14 protein-coding genes are annotated in these 18144 nt (G+C 59.7%); 11 read left to right on the top strand and 3 right to left on the bottom strand.

The features are described 5' to 3' along the window. Positions 1–579: 579 nt before the first annotated feature. From EXY20_RS12430 to EXY20_RS12390, 9 genes are all read left to right on the top strand, one after another. The gene (locus EXY20_RS12430) at positions 580–1368 is read left to right on the top strand and encodes an ABC transporter substrate-binding protein (protein ID WP_135551364.1); all 789 of its coding nucleotides are present in this window, start codon (positions 580–582) and stop codon (positions 1366–1368) included. Then, on the top strand, positions 1349–1612 hold the full coding sequence (locus EXY20_RS12425; protein ID WP_167859195.1) for a hypothetical protein: 264 nt from the start codon (positions 1349–1351) through the stop codon (positions 1610–1612). Before EXY20_RS12430 ends, EXY20_RS12425 begins: the two co-directional genes overlap by 20 nt. A 332-nt stretch (positions 1613–1944) precedes the next feature. Continuing rightward, the gene (locus EXY20_RS12420) at positions 1945–2925 is read left to right on the top strand and encodes an ABC transporter permease (RefSeq protein WP_235885713.1); all 981 of its coding nucleotides are present in this window, start codon (positions 1945–1947) and stop codon (positions 2923–2925) included. Positions 2926–2961: 36 nt separating this feature from the next. Further along, positions 2962–3855 (top strand): carbohydrate ABC transporter permease, encoded by an 894-nt coding sequence (locus EXY20_RS12415; RefSeq protein ID WP_135551360.1) that lies wholly within the window; start codon positions 2962–2964, stop codon positions 3853–3855. Between the two features lie 35 nt (positions 3856–3890). Then, positions 3891–5585, top strand: a complete 1695-nt coding sequence (locus EXY20_RS12410; RefSeq protein ID WP_135551358.1) for an ABC transporter substrate-binding protein — start codon at positions 3891–3893, stop codon at positions 5583–5585. Positions 5586–5655: 70 nt separating this feature from the next. Then, complete coding sequence (locus tag EXY20_RS12405; RefSeq protein WP_135551355.1) at positions 5656–6996, top strand: sulfatase family protein; 1341 nt, start codon at positions 5656–5658, stop codon at positions 6994–6996. Between the two features lie 66 nt (positions 6997–7062). Continuing rightward, on the top strand, positions 7063–8346 hold the full coding sequence (locus EXY20_RS12400) for an alpha-L-fucosidase (RefSeq protein ID WP_167859194.1): 1284 nt from the start codon (positions 7063–7065) through the stop codon (positions 8344–8346). Between the two features lie 112 nt (positions 8347–8458). Further along, positions 8459–10195 (top strand): arylsulfatase, encoded by a 1737-nt coding sequence (locus EXY20_RS12395; RefSeq protein ID WP_135551351.1) that lies wholly within the window; start codon positions 8459–8461, stop codon positions 10193–10195. 113 nt (positions 10196–10308) lie between these two features. Continuing rightward, positions 10309–12609 carry a helix-turn-helix domain-containing protein gene (locus EXY20_RS12390; RefSeq protein WP_135551349.1) on the top strand — a complete coding sequence of 767 codons (2301 nt, stop codon included), beginning with the start codon at positions 10309–10311 and terminating at the stop codon, positions 12607–12609. A 70-nt stretch (positions 12610–12679) separates the two neighbouring features. Here EXY20_RS12390 and EXY20_RS12385 read toward each other — a convergent pair whose 3' ends face one another. Then, complete coding sequence (locus tag EXY20_RS12385; protein WP_135551347.1) at positions 12680–14086, bottom strand: sulfatase-like hydrolase/transferase; 1407 nt, start codon at positions 14084–14086, stop codon at positions 12680–12682. A 96-nt stretch (positions 14087–14182) separates the two neighbouring features. On the opposite strand from EXY20_RS12385, the gene EXY20_RS12380 reads away from it, so the two are divergent. After that, positions 14183–15094 carry a helix-turn-helix domain-containing protein gene (locus EXY20_RS12380; RefSeq protein WP_167859193.1) on the top strand — a complete coding sequence of 304 codons (912 nt, stop codon included), beginning with the start codon at positions 14183–14185 and terminating at the stop codon, positions 15092–15094. A 15-nt stretch (positions 15095–15109) separates the two neighbouring features. Here the strand turns inward: EXY20_RS12380 and EXY20_RS12375 are convergent, their stop codons facing one another. Next, the gene (locus EXY20_RS12375) at positions 15110–17131 is read right to left on the bottom strand and encodes a Na+/H+ antiporter (protein ID WP_135551342.1); all 2022 of its coding nucleotides are present in this window, start codon (positions 17129–17131) and stop codon (positions 15110–15112) included. Positions 17132–17246: 115 nt separating this feature from the next. On the opposite strand from EXY20_RS12375, the gene EXY20_RS38880 reads away from it, so the two are divergent. Beyond that, on the top strand, positions 17247–17594 hold the full coding sequence (locus EXY20_RS38880; RefSeq protein ID WP_167859192.1) for a hypothetical protein: 348 nt from the start codon (positions 17247–17249) through the stop codon (positions 17592–17594). Here EXY20_RS38880 and EXY20_RS12365 read toward each other — a convergent pair. Further along, positions 17578–18135 (bottom strand): PadR family transcriptional regulator, encoded by a 558-nt coding sequence (locus tag EXY20_RS12365; RefSeq protein ID WP_235885736.1) that lies wholly within the window; start codon positions 18133–18135, stop codon positions 17578–17580. The genes EXY20_RS38880 and EXY20_RS12365 overlap by 17 nt on opposite strands. Positions 18136–18144 lie beyond the last annotated feature (9 nt).

Below are 18144 nucleotides of genomic sequence, written 5' to 3'. Positions count from 1 at the left end.
TTTTCCGCTATAGTAGTCATCGAGTAGGGTTCCTTTCTTGGTGACTTTGACCATCCCGAGAATACCCTACTTTTTTGTTGCCTGGCTAGGCTCCAAATCTTGGTTACACACACTATTGTACGTCATCCCAGATTGCCCGGTTTGTCGGAAATAGCCAGTGAAAACACTGGTTATTTGCCCGTGAACGTCTTCAAATAGGCCCTTCAAGCGAAATAGCCAGTGAAATCACTGGCTATTTCTTATGGACGGCCCGTTTTTGGTGAAATAGGCAAGAAAATAGGGCCTATTTTGCAAGGCAAGCCAGATTGCCCACGCGGCATTGCGCTTGCCCCGATGGCCGCGGGGCAAAAAGCAGCCCCTTTCAGACTACAAACCCAAGAGGACCGTCAGAGTGATCTTCTCTGACGGTTTTTTCTCATTCCGCAACACGGGCAGCGCGTTGTCGATGGCGATAATCATTTGAATACCAGTTGGGAGGCATGTCTATACTATAGTTGGTATTTTTGTTAAAATAAACAATATTTCACAAATAATAAAATGGAATCATGAACCACACACTGTGGGAAGAGGAGATGCAAGATGAACAAAAGGATCATGCGGGCGGTTGCGATCCTGCCGCTTGCGCTGCTCGTGATCGCAACCGGCTGTTTCGGCGCCAAGCCGGTCGACAAGCCGGAAGCGTCGACAACGTTGACGCTATATTCGACCGACCCGGGAGGGCCGGAAGTTCAGGAGGTGCTCGATCGCGCCAAAGCGGCGTTCGAGCAAGCGCATCGCGGCGTGACGGTCCATTACGCTTTTACGACGCTGGATCGTTACTTTACCGACCTGGACAAGCTGGTGCAAAGCGCCGAGCCGCCGGATCTGATCATCATGGGACAGGCGGAGTTTGCTCCGTTCGAGGAGAAAGGCTATTTGCAAGATTTGCAACCGCTTGCCAAGGCGAACGGGGACACCTTGAGCAATTACTATGACGAAGCCATCGTGAAACTTGGCGTCGTCAAGAACCGCCTGGTGGCGCTCATGATCAACGTGTCGCCGGTCGTTGTCGCTTACAATACGAAAGTATTCGCGCAAGCCAACCTGCCGGTGCCGAAGGACAGCTGGACATGGGACGATTTTGCCAATACGGCCAAGCGGTTGCGGGACACCGTCGGTGCCGGTCGAAATAATTTCCAGGCTGCCGCATTCCCGCCCGGGGAGCGGTTGTTGGCACCTTTGGTGCTGGGCCGCGGCGGCAGCTATACGTCGCCGGACGGGACGACGGTGAAAGGTTATCTGGACGGCAAAGATTCGGTCTTGGTTTATGAAGATGCTGGCGCTAGAGAAAAACGACATTACAGCCGACATGCTGAGGCTGACGCTTAACGCTTCGAAGCCGGTCATGGCCGAGAAGGCCGACGATCCGTACATAAAGGTCCAGTTGTCCGAATACAAATACGTGCAGCGCGATGTGATGGATATGAATATGGACTGGGTAAAGGTGCTGGCATTGTTTCAGAACGGACTGGCGAGGAGCGTGCTTGGCAGGGACGACCTGCTGACCTCGTTATCCTGGCTGGCGACGCAAACGGACCAGCAATTGCTCGCTTTCCGCAATGCCCGCCAATGAGAGACGGTTGCCCCGGCACCGATCCAGGCTGTCTCATGTTGAGACAGCCTGTTTGGCGTTCATCGACGCTGACTTGCGGGACTGTACAACGACGTCGTCTATAACTAACTAAACTGATGGGAATTAAAGGAGTAAGCGGTCGATAACCGGAATAAAACGCTTTCATTCTGAACAAAATCCAGTTCACCTGAACAATTTCATGCCGGCTTTCCTAACGGAATCATTGTTTTCGCATAGGATACGGTATTTTTTTGCCGCCGCAGTCGGTAGTGTGGAAAGGGAAAGCGGCCATCCGCGATCGACTGCGCCCAATCGGATCGACAAAGGAGGGTTTGATCATCGTTGTGGAGAAATCCGCTTCCGGTTACAAGCAACCGGCGCCGCCCGTAAGTCGGAAGGCGATTTACGAAGTGCTGCGCAAGCTCGCCGGCAGCAAGCAGCTGTACGTGATGATGCTGTTGCCGATTTTGTATTTTGTGATTTTTCAGTACGTGCCGATGTTCGGCATCCAGATCGCGTTCAAGAAGTATATGGCCGTGCGCGGCATCTGGGACAGCCCATGGGTCGGGTGGAAAAACTTCCGCAAGCTGTTCGACTCGTATCAGTTCTGGCAAATTATTCGCAATACGCTGGGGCTGAGCTTTTACCAACTGCTTGTAGCGTTCCCGATTCCGATCGTCCTGGCGCTCGCCATCAACAGTGCCAACAGCCGGCGCTTCCGCAAAATCGTGCAGATGACGACTTACGCGCCGCATTTTATTTCGACTGTCGTGATTGTCGGCATTGTCGTGCAGTTTCTGAGCTTGCGGCTCGGCATCGTCAACCGTCTGATTGAAGCGTTCGGCGGCAAACCGATCGATTTTATGGGCAAAGCGGCTTACTTCTCGTCGATCTATGTCTGGTCGGACGTGTGGCAGAACAGCGGCTGGGGCACGATTATTTTCCTTGCCGTGCTGGCCGGCATCGATCCGCAGCTGTACGAATCGGCGATTATCGACGGAGCGAGCAAATTTCGCCGCATCCTGCACATCGATATTCCCGGGATCATGCCGACGGTCATCATTTTGTTCATTCTGAATTTCGGCCACATCATGCAGGTCGGCTTCGAGAAGGCGCTGCTGTTGCAAACGCCGCTCAATCTTGATTCGTCGGAAGTGCTGCAGACGTACGTCTACAAGGTCGGGCTTGCCTCGACGATGACCGACTATTCCTATTCGACGGCTATCGGGCTGTTTACGTCGGTCGTCAATTTCGCGATGATCGTAATCGTGAACCAGATCGCCAAAAAGATCGGCAACGTCAGTTTATGGTAGGCGGCAACGAAAGCGGCGAAGGTGAGGGTAAGCGGCATGCAAGCCATACGCGACAGTAGAGGCGACCGTACGTTTAACGTGGTCAATTATTTGTTTTTGACGCTGTTTTTTGCGGCGGTGCTGTATCCGATCATATACGTGCTGAGCGCGTCGTTCAGTTCGCCAACGGCCGTGATGGAAGGAAAAGTGCGGCTGCTGCCGATCGGTCCGAGTCTGGAAGGATACCAGGCGGTATTTGCGTATAAGCCGATCTGGACCGGTTACTTGAATTCCGTCGTGTATACGGCAGCGGGGACGTTCGTCAACGTTGTCCTGACGATTCTGATCGCTTACCCGCTGTCGCGCAAAGATTGCTACGGCCGCAATGCGATTATGCTGTTCATCGCGTTTACGATGATTTTTCATGGCGGACTGATCCCGACATACTTGGTCGTCAGCAAGCTGCACATGATAAACTCGATTTGGGCGGTCATTTTGCCGAATGCGATTTCCGTGTTCAACGTGATCGTCACGCGCACGTATTTCCAGAGCACCATCCCCGACGAGCTGCTCGACGCCGCCAAGATGGACGGCTGCAGCGATTACAAATTCGTTTGGCACGTCGTGCTGCCGTTGTCGAAGGCGATCGTCGCCGTCATTACGCTTCTCTACGCGGTTCACCATTGGAATGCGTTCTTCGAAGCGCTCATTTATTTGCGCGACAAAAGCAAATACCCGCTGCAGATGTTTCTGCGCGACATTCTGGTCATCAACTCGGTCGATACGTCGATGCTCGGAGGCGATGTGGACGAGAAACAGAAGCAGGAAGGGCTGCGCGAGCTGTTGAAGTATGCGGTGATCGTGCTGTCGAGCCTGCCGGTGCTTATGTTGTATCCGTTTGTGCAAAAGTATTTTGTCAAAGGCGTCATGATCGGTTCGATCAAAGGGTAGATCCCACATTCCGTTCCAATCAAGGAGGGGCATCGATGAGAAGAAAAACACAGGCCATCATCGGCACAGTGCTGTGCACGGCCATGGTTGTGGCCGGCTGCACGAGCAAGGAAGAGGGCAGCGGCAGCCCGTCGCCCAGCGCCGGTACGACGGCAAGCAGCACGCCGGATCCGAACAAGCCGGTCGTCGAGAACGGCATCGAGCTGACGCCGGCCGGCACGTATCCGATCACGAAGCAGAAGGTGACGCTGCGCGTGTTTGCGCCGATCGACGCGTCGATCGAAGATTTGAACACGAACGAACTGACCAAGGAATACGAAGCGAAAACGAATGTCCATATCGAGTGGATGCTGGTGAGCGACAAAGACCTCGAGCAGAAAAAAAACCTGCTGCTGGCGTCGAACTCGGACATGCCGGACATCTTCCTCAACGCCAAAATCACCACGTCCCAGCAGGCGCAGTTCGGCGCGCAAGGCGTGCTGCGGCCGCTGAACGAGCTGATCGATCAATACGGCACGAATCTCAAGAAGCTGCTCGAATACGACTCGCTGCTGCGAAGCATGATGACGGCGCCGGACGGCAAAATTTACGCGCTCCCTGCGAGCACGGAGACGTATCATACCGTCTTCGGACAGAAGCTGTGGATCAACCAGGCGTGGCTGACCAAGCTCGGGCTGAACGCGCCGACGACGACGGACGAATTTTTCGATGTGCTGAAGGCGTTCAAGGAGCGCGATCCGAACGGCAACGGCAAGCCGGACGAAATTCCGTTTACCGGCGCTACGAACGGGTATATGCTGAATATTTTCGGCTATCTGATGAATGCCTTCATCCAGAACCAGGGCTTCGACCAGAAGCCGTTTCTGCTCAAGGACGGCAAGGTGTCGGTTTCGTTCGACCAGCCGGAGTGGCGGGAAGGGCTGCGCTACTTGAACAAGCTGTATAAGGCCGGCTTGCTCGATCCCGGCGCGCTGACGCAGGACAACAACCAGTTGAAGCAGCTGGCGGCGAACAAGGACAGTTTGCTTGGCGCCGTATCGGCGGGCGCGATGACCGGCTTCCTGACGAACGGCGTCGAGCGGATGAAAGACTACACGGCGCTCGCTCCGCTGAAAGGGCCGGCAGGCGTGCAATCGACCGGCTATTATCCGTATCAGGAGGATTTGACCAAGTTTGCGATATCGAGCGCCAGCAAATACCCGCAAATCGCCATGCGTTGGGTCGACTGGTTCTACAGCCAGGCAGGCACTCTGCGCGCCAACGCGGGCCGCGAAGGAATCGAATGGCGGCTGGGCAAGCCGGATGAAGTCGGCATGAACGGCAAACCGGCGACGTATGTCCGGATGCTGCTGTTCGGCAAAACGCAAAATGTGCACTGGAACCAGATGACGCCGCTGTTCATGACTCGCGACTTCCGCAATGGCGTCATCTCCGACCCGACGAACCAGGAAACGATTCTGTACAACGAAACGAAGAAAAAATACGAACCTTACCAGCCGAAGGAAGTGCTGCCGCCGGTGTTCATGACCGCGGAGGAAGCGGAGGAGTTCAACGGCATCGACGCTTCGATGAAGCCTTATCTCGTGCAGGCGGCGTCCAAATTCGTCGTCGGCGATCTCGACCTCGACAAGGATTGGAACAGCTACTTGCAGCAGCTCGACAAGATTGGCCTGAAACGGTATATCGCGCTGACGCAATCCGCTTACGACCGCGGCTACAAGAAAAAATAAGACGCGCTTGCAGGCGCGGAGACGTCCGTTGTCTCTGCGCCGCCGCGTATGGCGGAAAGGATGAGGCGCGATGGGCGCAAGGCCGAATTTCCTGTTCCTTTTTCCCGACTCGCATCGGGGAGACTGGATGCCTTACGGCGCGGCGGAGCTGCAGCTGCTCGGGATGGAGCGGCTGCCGCTGCGCATGCCGAACATCGAGCGATTGATGGCGCAAGGCGTTACGTTTACGCAGGCGATTACGCCATCGCCGTTATGCGCGCCGGCGCGGGCTTGCCTGGCGGCGGGCGTGCGCTACGAACGGTGCGGCGTGGCCGACAACGGCGCCGACTACCCGCCGGCGCAGCGGACGTTCTACAATGCGCTGCGCGACTGCGGCTACCGTGTGGGCGCCGTCGGCAAGCTCGATTTGCACAAAGCGTCCTACACGTGGGGGGAAGCAGGCTGGAGCGACGAGCTGCAACAGCTTGGGTTCACGGACGCGATCGACAACGCCGGCAAAATCGATGCCGTCGTGTCCGGCAAGGACGGGCCGCGCGACCCGTACATGAAATATTTGTACGACCGCGGCCTGGCCGGGATACATATCGCCGACATGACGCGGCGCAAAGGGCAGGGCACCGAAGCGACGCCGCTGCCGGAGGAAGCGTATTGCGACAATTGGCTGACGCAGAACGGCATCGCCATGCTGGAGCGGTTCCCGCGCGGGGAGCCGTGGTTTCTGATGGTCAATTTCACCGGCCCGCACGGGCCGTGGGACATTACCCGGCGAATGAAGGACGACTGGCAGGACGCCGCGTTCCCGCCGCCGCTCGGCGGAGCGGCCGAACCGGAGCGGGCGAACGCCATCCGGCAGCATTATGCCGCCATGCTGGCCAACATCGACCGCAACATCGGCTTGCTGCTGGACGCGGTGCGCGGCAGGGGCGAAGCGGACAACACGATCGTCGTTTACTCCTCCGATCACGGCGAGATGCTCGGCGACTTCGGCCGCTACGGCAAATGCGTGCCGTACCGCGGCTCCGTGCACATTCCGCTCGTGATCGCCGGCCCCGGCATCGCCCGCGGGAACGTTTCCGCGGCGCTCGTGGAGCTGCAAGACCTGGCGGCGACGTTCGTCGATTATGCCGGCGGCACGATGGCGGAAGCGACGGATTCCGTGTCGCTGCGGCCGCTTCTGGCCGGCGTTGCCGCCGATTCGCCGCACCGGACGTACCAGACGTCCGCCTTGCACGCCGACGGCAAACACAACAAGACCGGTTGGAAGCTGGTCGCGGACGAGGACGGCAAGCTGATTCGTTGCGACGGCCGCGAGCCGGAGCTGTACGAATGGCGGGACGACCCGTGGGAAACGGCGAATGTTGCCGGACACCGGCCCGAGCTGTTGTCGCGATTGTTGTCCTGTTCCAACTAGTAGGGCGGCGGAGCGGATGATGCTTGGCGAGGCGTAACGGGGAAACGAACAAGCGGAGGGATGCAGATGAAGCAGAACGAAAGTGAAGCGAAACTGGCGTGGTGGCGCGAAGCCCGGTTCGGCCTGTTCGTCCATTGGGGGCTGTACGCGGTGCCGGCCGGTGTTTGGGACGGCGAGCCGCAACCGTCCGTCGGCGAATGGATCATGAAGCGGGCGCGCATTCCGGTGAAGGAGTACGAGCGGCTCGCGGAGCGATTCAACCCGGTTCGTTTCGACGCGCAGGAATGGGTAAATCTGGCCCGGGAGGCGGGCATGAAATACATCGTCATCACCGCCAAGCACCACGACGGCTTCGCGATGTTCCGCTCGGCAAGCTCGGGCTTCAATATCGCAGACGCCACGCCGTTCGGCCGCGACCCGCTGCGGGAGCTGGCCGATGCTTGCGCGACCGCGGGCATCAAGCTGTGCTTCTACTATTCGCAGTACCAGGACTGGCATCATCCCGATGCCGCCGGCAACGACTGGGACTATCCGGACGAAGCGGGCAAACGGTTCGACCGCTATATGGAGGAGAAGGCGCTGCCCCAGATGCGGGAGCTGATGACCGGCTATGGCCCGATCGGCCTGATCTGGTACGATACGCCGATGGCGATAACCGCCGATCAAAGCCGACAGTTTGCCGCAGCGGTGCGCGAGCTGCAGCCGGATTGTTTGCTCAACTCGCGGGTCGGCCACGGGTATCACGACTATGTATCGACCGGCGACAATCAGGTGCCGGCGGACGTGTTCGACGTCGATTGGGAGGTGCCGGCGACGATGAACCACACGTGGGGCTACAAGGAACGCGATACCCAGTGGAAGCCGGCGGCGGAGCTCATTCGGCTGCTTATCGACGTTAACCGCAAGGGCGGCAACTTCCTGCTGAATGTTGGCCCGCGCGCCGACGGGACGATCCCGGAAGCGAGCGCCGACATCCTGCGCGAGATCGGCCGATGGCTGAGAACGAACGGCGAGGCGATTTACGGCACTGCGCCTTGTCCGACGTTTCCCTATAAGCTGCAGTGGGGCGAGATGACGTACAGGCCGGGCAAGCTGTATTTGCACTTCTTCACGTGGCGACCGGGCGGCATTGTCTTGTTCGGTTTGCAGAACAGGGTGAAGCGGGCGTACCTGCTGGCCGATCCGGATCGGGAGGTGAACGTGCAACAATTCCCGAGCGATGCGACCCAGAAGCTGAACCGGATGCGCATCGATCTGCCCCCGGAAGCTCCGGATCCGGCCGTTTCCGTAGTGGTGCTCGAATTCGAAGGCGAGCTTGGCGTCGACAAGGTGCAGGCGCTGCTTGGCTGATCGCTTGCTGCCGGCCTTACCCATCCTCTTATAACGAAAGGTGGTCTTGCGATGACACACCGACTGACAGGCTCCGCGCTGCGCAAGCTGTATCTCGACGACGTGTCGCTGTATGACGTATTCGAACAATATGAAAAATAAGCCGAATATCGTACTTGTGATCACCGACGATCAAGGCTACGGCGATTTGGGCTGCCACGGCAATCCCATTCTTCGCACGCCGCATCTCGATCGCATGTTTGCAGACAGCGTACGTCTGGCCGACTTCCATGTCGGTCCGACGTGCGCGCCGACGCGGGCCGGCCTGATGACCGGCCACGACCACAACAGCACCGGCGTCTGGCATACGATCGGCGGTCGTTCGCTGCTGCGCGAAGGCGAAGTCAGCCTGGCCGATCTGTGCCGGGCGAACGGCTACGCCACCGGCTTGTTCGGCAAGTGGCATCTCGGCGACAATTACCCGTACCGCCCGCAGGACCGCGGCTTCGACGAAGCCGTCGTGCACGGCGGCGGCGGCATCGGGCAGACGCCGGATTATTGGGGCAACGACTATTTCGACGATACGTACTACGACCGCGGCGCGCCAAGGTCGTTCGAAGGCTATTGCACCGACGTCTGGTTCCGGCTGGGCCTCGAATTTATCGAGCGCCGTTGCCGTGATGACGAACCGTTTCTGTGCGTGATCGCTACGAACGCGCCGCACGCCCCGTTCCAGGTCGAGGAGCGCTACGCGGCGCCTTACATGGGCCGGGTGCCGGAAGACCGGGCGAAGTTTTACGGCATGATTGCCTGCATTGACGACAACTTCGGCGTCCTTCGCCGCCGGCTGGAGCAGCTGAACGCGGCAGACGATACGATCTTGATCTTCATGACGGACAACGGCTCCGCCACCGGCTGCGAGCTTGATCAAGGCGGCTTCGTTGCAGAAGGCTACAACGCCGGCATGCGCGGCAAAAAAGGGTCGCCGTACGAAGGCGGCCACCGGGTGCCGCTGTTCATGCGCTGGCCGGCGGGCGGCATCGGCGGCGGCCGCGATGTCGGCGAGCTTGCGGCGTACACCGACGTGGTGCCGACGCTGCTCGACCTGTGCGGCATGGCCGCGCCGGAAGGGCTCGCCTTTGACGGGCGCAGTCTGGCGCCGCTGCTGCGCGGGTCGCAGGAGCCGTGGCCGGCGCGTGCGCTCGTCACCGATTCGCAGCGCGTGCCGGTGCCGGTGAAGTGGAAGTCAAGCGCGGTGATGCAAGGCAAGTGGCGGCTGATTAACGGCAGCGAGCTGTACCGGCTTGACGCCGACCCCGAACAGCGCGACGATGTGGCCGGGCGGCATCCGCAGCTGGTCGACGAGCTGCGGCAAGCGTATGATCGGTGGTGGGAGCGGGTGTCGCGGCAATTCGGCGAAGAAATTCCAATTCGCATCGGCAGCCCGCACGAACCGGTGGCGCGGATCACGTCCCACGACTGGCGCGGCGATGCAAACGACTGCGCTTGGAATCAGGGCCAGGTCCGCGCCGGCAAGCGGTGCCACAGCTATGTGGAGGTGGCGGTCGAAGCGGCGGGCCGCTATCGCTTCGAGCTGCGCCGCTGGCCGGAAGAGGAGGACCGGGCGATGACGGCCGGCATTCCGGGCGAACTCACCGGCTGGTTCAGCGGCGGCGTGGCGATTCCCGTCCGCCGGGCGACGCTGCGCATTGGCGGCGTCGAAGCTTCGACAGCGGTGACGGATGCCGACAAAAGCATCGTCTTCGAGCTCGAACTGCCGGCGGGACCGGCGCATCTGCAGACGGATCTGGAAGACGCCGACGGTGTCGTCCGAGGCGCGTATTACGTGTATGTCCGCCGGCTGGCCTGAACCGAAACGAACATCCGCACCCGGTTGGACGATTTCCCGCTTTCCATGGACCGCTAAGCGCCGGGAAAGTGTTATAATAAACCTATTATTTTGATCCGACCGGGGTGCGGCGTTTGAAAAGGAGCTTCGGCAAAACGTTTTCGAGGTTGCTCGTTTCGTATCTGGTCACGATGGTAGTGACGGTTTCGATCTGCATTTATACGTATTACGCCGCCATTCGGGTCGTGGAGCGGGACGCGGCCGATTCGAACCTGTCCATGCTACGGCAAAGCAGCGAAGTGATCAGCGCTCACCTGAAGGACGTCGAAAATGTAGTGGCCCAAATCGGCTTCAACCCGATCGTCCTGTCGTTTCTGAGCAACAACTCGTTCAACGAATTGACCGATTACTACAAGGCGATCGAAACGTGGAATTATTTGCAAACGTACCGGTTTACGAGCGATTTTATCGACAATTTTTACGTCATCTTCAAGAACAGCAGCATTATCATGTCGCCGAAAAACATTTCCTTGCGCGTGCCGATGTTTTACGAGCGGTCGATCCATTACAACGGGCTGTCCTACGACCAGTGGATGGCCGAGTTTACGGAGAAGTACCACAACGGCGAATATTTGCCCGCAAGCAAAATCGAAATCGACGGCAAAAACGAATCGTACCTCACCTATATCCAGACGCTGCCGTACGACTTGCGCAGCAATTTCAAAGGCGCGATGTTCGTGCTGATTCCGGAGTCGCAGCTGCTGAAGCTGCTGTTTCAAGGCAATTTGCCGCAAGGCGGCTGGTCTTATATCGCCGATGCGAACGGCAACATCCTGACTTCCGTGACGTGGGACTACCGCAAGGTCGAAACCGTCAGCAGCCTGCCGTCCGGCCCGGAAGGGTACCGGCAGCTGGACATGAACGGGGAACGCATGCTGGTCAGCTACTACACGTCTCCGACCAATCGCTGGCAGTACGTATCCGCGATTCCGGTCGAAGTGGTCATGGCCAAGGCCGATTCGATCAAACGAACGAATACGTTCATCATTATCGCCGGGCTGCTGGCCGGTTTGCTGTTCGCCGTCTTCTTCGCCAACCGCCACAGCAAACCGATCCGCACGCTCGTTCACAGGCTGGAAACGACGTTCAGCCTCGACAACGAACACGCGTCCAACGAATACCGGCTGCTCGACCATTCGATCTCCCGCCTGATCCGCAGCAACGAGGCGCTGCAGTCGGAGATCGAGCAGCAGGCGCCGCTGCTGCGGGCCGCCGTGCTGGACGCCTTGTTTCGCGGCGAATTCAGCGACGCGGAAGAGCTGGCGGCGGCGCTGGCCGATGTCGGGCTGCCGATCCGCGGCGTCTGGTTTGCGGTGCTGGTGCTGCAGGCGGAGCGGCACGAGGAGCGTTTGCCCGGCGAAAACGCCGACAGGGAAAACGTCCGGCGGGTCGTCATGAAAGATTTGTTGTACCAGGAGCTGCGGGAGAGCGGGTACGTCCACGATTTGCGCCGGGGGCGAATCGCCATTCTGCTCAACTTCTCGTTCCCGGACAAAACGACATGCGAGCTGACCGCGGAACAAATCGCCGCCGGCATACAGGAGCGGTTCCGCCAGCAGGCGAATTTGCCGGTGCTGATCGGCGTCGGCGGGTGGTACGACAGCGGGCTCGACGTTTATCGTTCGTTCCAGGAAGCGGTCAAGGCGCTGGAATGGTTCGACGCCGAATCGGGGGAGACGATTCTCCGCTACGAGCAGATGGCCGTTAGCGACAGCGGCTATCATTACCCGCCGGAAATCGAACAGCGCATCGTCAACCTGGCAAAGTCGGGGAACCGCGAGGAGTTGGCCAGGCTGCTGCAGGACATTCGCGCCGAAACGGCAGGCCGCGGAAGCGGTTCGCCCGCGATGCTGCAGCTGCTCGTCGGCGACTTGTCCGCGACCGTCTACCGGCTCATTCACGAAACGGTGGCACCGGGCAAAAGCGGGGAGGCTCACAAGTACCGCCACTTTGTCGAACGGGTGCAGTCGTATGCCAGCTTTCAGGAGGCGTACGCGTTTATTGGCGCCACGCTGCTCGACTTGTGCGAGTATGCGAACAGCCAGAAAAAAAGCCACAACGTGGCGCTCAAGGACAACATTATCGGCTACCTGCAGCAGCATTACAGCGACGGCGGTTTGAGCCTGTCGAGCGTGGCCGACCGATTTGGCATCAGCGAGGTGTATTTGTCGCAATTTTTCAAGGAGCAGACGGGCGAAAACTTCTCCGCCTACATGGAGAATATTCGCATGAACGCCGCGCGCGAGCTGCTGCTGAGCGACCAGTTGACTGTGGACGACGTCGCCAAGCAGGTCGGGTATTTGAACACGAACACGTTCTACAAGGCGTTCAAGCGGGTGGAAGGAATTAGCCCCGGCAAGTTCCGCAGCCGTTAGTTGGCCGGGCCGGTGGCGGGGCATAAGGAAACGGCCCCCGTGCGCTTGATGCGCCGGGAGCCGTATGGCGTCAGGAACGTTCGCTTGCGTCGTAGCTGGCCCAGTACGCCTGGCCGAGCGGGTGGGCGGCATCGTCCCATTCGTCGCGGAAGGCAACCAGCAGCTGCCGCAGCCGCCGCACGTTCGACTCGTATTCCGGCCGGCCGTACAAATTGGTCAGCTCCAGCGGGTCTTCCGCCAAATCGAACAACTGCGTTTGCCGGCAGCCGCCGGCGTATTCGATCAGCTTGAACCGCTCGTCCTTCACGCTGCGGATGAGATCGTTGTAGGCAAAATACAGCGTTTCGCGCAAGCGCGTATCCGGCTGCTCCATCAGCGGCCGCAAGCTGGCGCCTTCGACGGAAGCGGGAATGGCTACACCGGCAAGCTCGCACAATGTCGGGAACAGGTCCAGCAAATAAGCGTAGCGGTCGACCGCAAGGCCGGCCGGCACGCCCGGGCCGGCTATCACCAGCGGCACGCGGATGCTGTGCTCGTAATGGTTTTGTTTGCCCATCAGGCCGTGCTGCCCGACGGCAAGGCCGTTGTCCCCGGCAAGCACGACGATCGTGTCGTCGGCGCGGCCGGTTTGTTCCAGCGCAGCAAGCACGCGGCCGATCTGCTCGTCGAGATGGCTGAGCATCGCGTAATAGTCGGCGATATGCCGCTTGATTTCGTCTTCGGTGCGCGGGTATCCCGCGAGAAGCTCGTCGCGGATTTCTTCCACGCCGAAACGGAACGGATGCTCCGGCATGAAGTTGGCTGGCAGTTCAATGTCCGCCGGATCATACATGGTACGGAACCGTTCCGGCATCGTCCGCGGATCGTGCGGCGCCAAATACGAGACATACATCAGGAACGGCTGCCGCCCGTCATGTCCGTTGATGAAATCGACGGCGGCGTCGCTGATGATTTCCGACGAATGTTTGCCGGTCGAATAATAGTCGCAATGCACCTGCATCGGGTGGTTGCTGTGCTGGAAGTCGGGCGTGTACGGCACTTTGTTGTCGTAGCGGCCGGTGACATCGTAATGGCACAGCGGCACGCTCCAATGGTCCCACATGCCGCCGAAGAAGATCGCTTCGCCGTCCGTGAAGCTGCGCGCGTAAGCGGCGGGCCCGTTGTGCCACTTGCCGGTGCCGAACGTGCGGTAGCCGGCCTGGCGGAACGCTTCGCCCAGCGTCGTATGCTCGGGCGGAATTTGCTGGCCGCTGCCTTGCAGGTGAAACAGCGTGCGCCCCGAATGCAGCATGGCGCGGCTCGGCATGCAGATCGCGGCGGACGTGCCGCCGGGAATGTGCGCCTGCGTGAATGCGGCGCCGCCGGCGACAAGCCGGTCCATGTTCGGCGTGCGGACGGCACGATTGCCGAGCGTATGAATCGTATCGAAGCGCTGATCATCGGTAAACAAGATGACAATATTCGGTTGGTGCGGCATGGTTACCTCCAGTAACGGGGAGTTCGTCAAACACTCGTTTGATTCCCAGTATAGCGGCGGAGCCGGCCAATAAAAATGGAGCGGGTGGGCACACACATGTCAAATCTGGATCATGGGGCGGAGAGCGAAACGACGGCGGCGGAGCGGTTGAAGCGGCTGCTGGACCTGATCCCCGCTTCCGCCTATGCGAAAATTCACGCCTGCTATCATTTGCAGGTGCCGCCGCACTGGCAATTTGCCGACCGCATCAACGACGATTTTCATTTGATTTATATCAAAGGGGGAGAGGGCTCGTACACGATCGAAGGCAACCCGGTCGCGTTCGAGCGGGGGAAGATCATCTTCGTCGGCAGCGGCACGCAACACGAGGCGCGGCAAAATCGGAACCGTCCGCCGCAAATTATTCCGGTTCGTTTCGGCTTGTGCGATTCGGCCACCGGCGAGCCGGTCCGGATGGAGAGGGGCCCGTTCTGGTTCGAGCTGGCGGATGAGCCCGGGCAGGAGCTGCTGCGGCTGTTCGAGAAGCTGCATCGCCGGTTTGCCGCGGGCAACGATCCCGAGCTGGCGGTCGCCGGTTTGATCGTCACCGAACTGCTGTTCGCTTGCTATATGCGGCTGATTGGCGGCGATGACGCAGCGCCTTGGGATGCGCGGCTGGAGAAAGCGAAGCTGGCGATGGAAGCCGCGCCGGGCCGGCGGTTCGATCCGTCGGAGCTTGCCGCGCTGGCCGGCCTGTCGGAAAAATATTTCCGCACCCGGTTCAAGCGGCAATACGGCCTGACTCCGGCTGCCTGGATGACCAAAGTGCGAATGGAATACGCGCGCTTCCTGCTGCTTGAAGGAGGGCAGAGCGTCAAGCAGATCGCCGAACAACTTGGCTACCCTGATCTGTATTCGTTCTCCAAACAGTTCAAACAGGCGACCGGACAGTCCCCGCTGCGCTGGCGCTTGTCCGCTGCAAGCTCGTCCGCCGGCTCGCCAAGGGGAACCGGCCCGCGGCCGCAATGAAGCGGCTGCCGGTCATCACTCCTGCTCCAGCACCGACGCTTCGCGGCCGCGCAGCGAGCGCCGCAGCTCGTTGGCGATTTCCCGTGTAATGTCGCCGCGTTCGTACAGCGCCTGCACCTCGTCGCGCTCCGCCTGGATCGCGAGCCAGTGCAGATCGCGCTTCACTTCCTGGTTCAACTTCTGCTCGCTGCGCCGATACAAGGTAGGCTCCCGCAGCTTGTCGCGGACTTGTACGTAATGCTCGATCACTTCGGACACTTCGCCGTCTTTCCCTTTGCCAAGCTTCTCGCCATTGGCGATTACCGCGCTGCAGGATTGCGACTTCATTTTCCGCATCGCCTCGTAGTCGTCCTGCGACCAGGGCATCGACCGCTGCGGACCTTTGCCCGTCAACCCGCCGATCAGCGCTTTGGCCAGCACAAGCCCGAGCCGCGAACGGCGGGACAGCACCATTTCCAATTGGTCCAGGCTTTGCATGAACATGGCGGCGCGTTCTTCGCTGATCCGCCCGTCGGCCAGCGCGCGGCGCGCCCATTCGCGCTCCAGACCGATCGCTTCGAGCCGGATGCCAATGCTTTCCTTGCGCTGCCGCCGAGTGCCGCGCCATTGCCGCCCGTTCGCTTCCGAGAACCGGATCCACCGGTCGTAATCGGCGAGCACGGCTCCCGTCTCCGCTTCATTGTCCGTGGTGGCCGCCTGATGGATGGCGTGGATGGCGGCCCGCATCATTTTGATTTGGCCGGCTCGTTCCATTTCGACCAACTGTGCGCCGTCCTCTTTCTCTTCGCTCTTGGCGATGAGCGGCAGCACGATGCTGGCGGCAAGCAAGGACAGCAGAATGACGACCGCGGCGAGAAAAATGACGAGGCTCCGCTCCGGAAACGGATCGCCGCTCTCCAGAAACAGCGGAATGGAGAAAGCGCCGGCCAGCGTTACGGCACCGCGCACGCCGGACAATGACGTCATGGCCAGCGTCGCCAAGCTCGGCTTCGGTTCCGACCGGTCGCCGCTGCCGAACATTTTGCCGCCTTTCGAGAACACGTATGTCCAGACGAACCGCAGCGCCAGCAGCAGCGCAAAAATAATCGCCGCGTAACCGAACACTTGGGCGTTGTTGAACGCGGGGTTGCTCCAGACGGTGTGAATGACGTCGGGAATTTGCACGCCGAGGATGACGAACACGAGCCCGTTCAGCAAGTAAAGAATGACGGACCACGTATTGTTCGCCACGTCGTTCGGACGCGGCTGCAGTTGGTACATGCGGTCGCGTTCGACCGCGTGCATGACGCCGCCGGCGACCGCGGCCAGAATGCCGGACACCCCAAGCTCCTCCGCCGTCAGGTACAGCGCGAACGGGGTGAGCAGATGCAGCAGCATGTGCATCGTTTCGTCCTCAAGCCCGAGCCGCCGCAGCCAGAGGCGGATGACGGTGATGACCGCGGCGACGACGACGCCTACCGCAAGGCCGCCGATGGCGATAATAAGGAAGCTGATGCCGGCGTGGGCCAGCGAAAACGTGCCGGTGACAGCGGCGGCGATGGCGAATTTGAACGCGACGAGGCCGGAAGCGTCGTTCATCAGCGCTTCGCCTTCGAGCAGATGCATCAGGCTCTTCGGCAGGCGGATGCGCCCGGCCAGCGAGCCGACGGCGACTGCGTCCGTCGGCGACAGAATCGCGGCCAACCCGTAGGCGACCGGCAGCGGAATCGACGGGATCAGCTTGTGGATGATCGGCCCGACCACGAAGACGGTCGCGAACACGAGCCCGACCGCCAGCAGCAGAATCGGCGCCCTGAGCCGCCACAGCTCGCTGCGCGGCGTATGTTTGCCGTCGTTGTACAGCAGCGGCGCGATGAACAGCAGGAAAAACAGCTCCGGCTCGAGATGCAGCGCGTGCATGCCGGTCGGGATGATGGCGACCGCCATGCCGAGCGCAATTTGGATCAGCGGAACGGGCGCGAACGGGATCGTGCGGTTGATGACGTTGGAGACGCCGATCAGGGCAAGAAGAACAAGGATTGCGATGAACAGTTCCATGCGGCAGCCGCTCCTTTTGGCTTGCAGTAGCTTTGACGTTGCATGCGGTCGTTTCTGAATGGTAGGATAAATACAACCCTATGTCAGTTCTGAATGTTCTTATAAGGAGAAAGCAATGATTGTAGAATTCTCAACTACCGTTCAAATCACGCTGCTGCTGGTTGTGGGAATTATAATGGCGATAGGCAAAAAAGGCCACTTTTTTACCTTTCAAACGGTTGTGCAACTGGCGTTCGTTTTTTACCTCATGCAGCCGGTTGTTCGATCCGGACGATTTGCTGCTGAATACGATCGGCACCTTGCTGGGATATTTGGCGTACAGGGTGGCAACATTAATGTTGGATCTGTTCGTAAGAAAGAGAAGTCAAGTGTCCGCATAATTAATATTCGACAACATACGAGAAATCGCCTTCTGCGGGCAAAGCCCGGCAGAGGGCGATCGTCAATTAATGGCAATCAGTAGTAGGCGGCGCCAGTTTGCCCGATTTGGCATCGGCCAGCACACGCTCCAGCCATTCCTGTTCCGTTTGGCTGAACATTATCATGCCTTCCATCAGATGGATGGAGCCGCGCGGCAGCCAGCTCGCTTTCAGCGCCAGCACCGCCCGGATATGTTCGATCCGGCTGCGGCAAGCTTCGAGCTGATCTTCCAGCAGATGGGCAAAGCGGTCCGGCTCGCCATGCTGGACGAACGGCATGCACATGAACAGCGGATGCTGCGGAAACGCCGTTACTTCCATCTGGCTGTACAGGCAGCCGAGAAAGTCGGCTTTGCCCGCTTCGGTAATCCGATACACCGTTTTGTCCGGCCGGCTGTCGCCGTGAACGGGAATCGTTTCGGCGACTTCGATCAGCCCTTGCTCGCGCAATTGGTCAACGGCGTAATAGAGCGAACCGTCGCGCACTTTAAAAGTAAGATGCCAGCGCCTGTTCTGGATCGTTTGGCGAATTTCGTAGGGATGCCGGTTTTTCTCCATGAGCAGCCCCAGGATCAACAACCGCATCGACAAGGA

The sequence above is a fragment of the Paenibacillus cymbidii genome, from assembly GCF_004764705.1.
Classification (GTDB): Bacteria; Bacillota; Bacilli; order Paenibacillales; family NBRC-103111; genus Paenibacillus_AN; species Paenibacillus_AN cymbidii.
The sequence above is the reverse complement of the archived record's forward strand: the minus strand, read 5'-3'. Positions and strand labels throughout refer to the sequence as shown.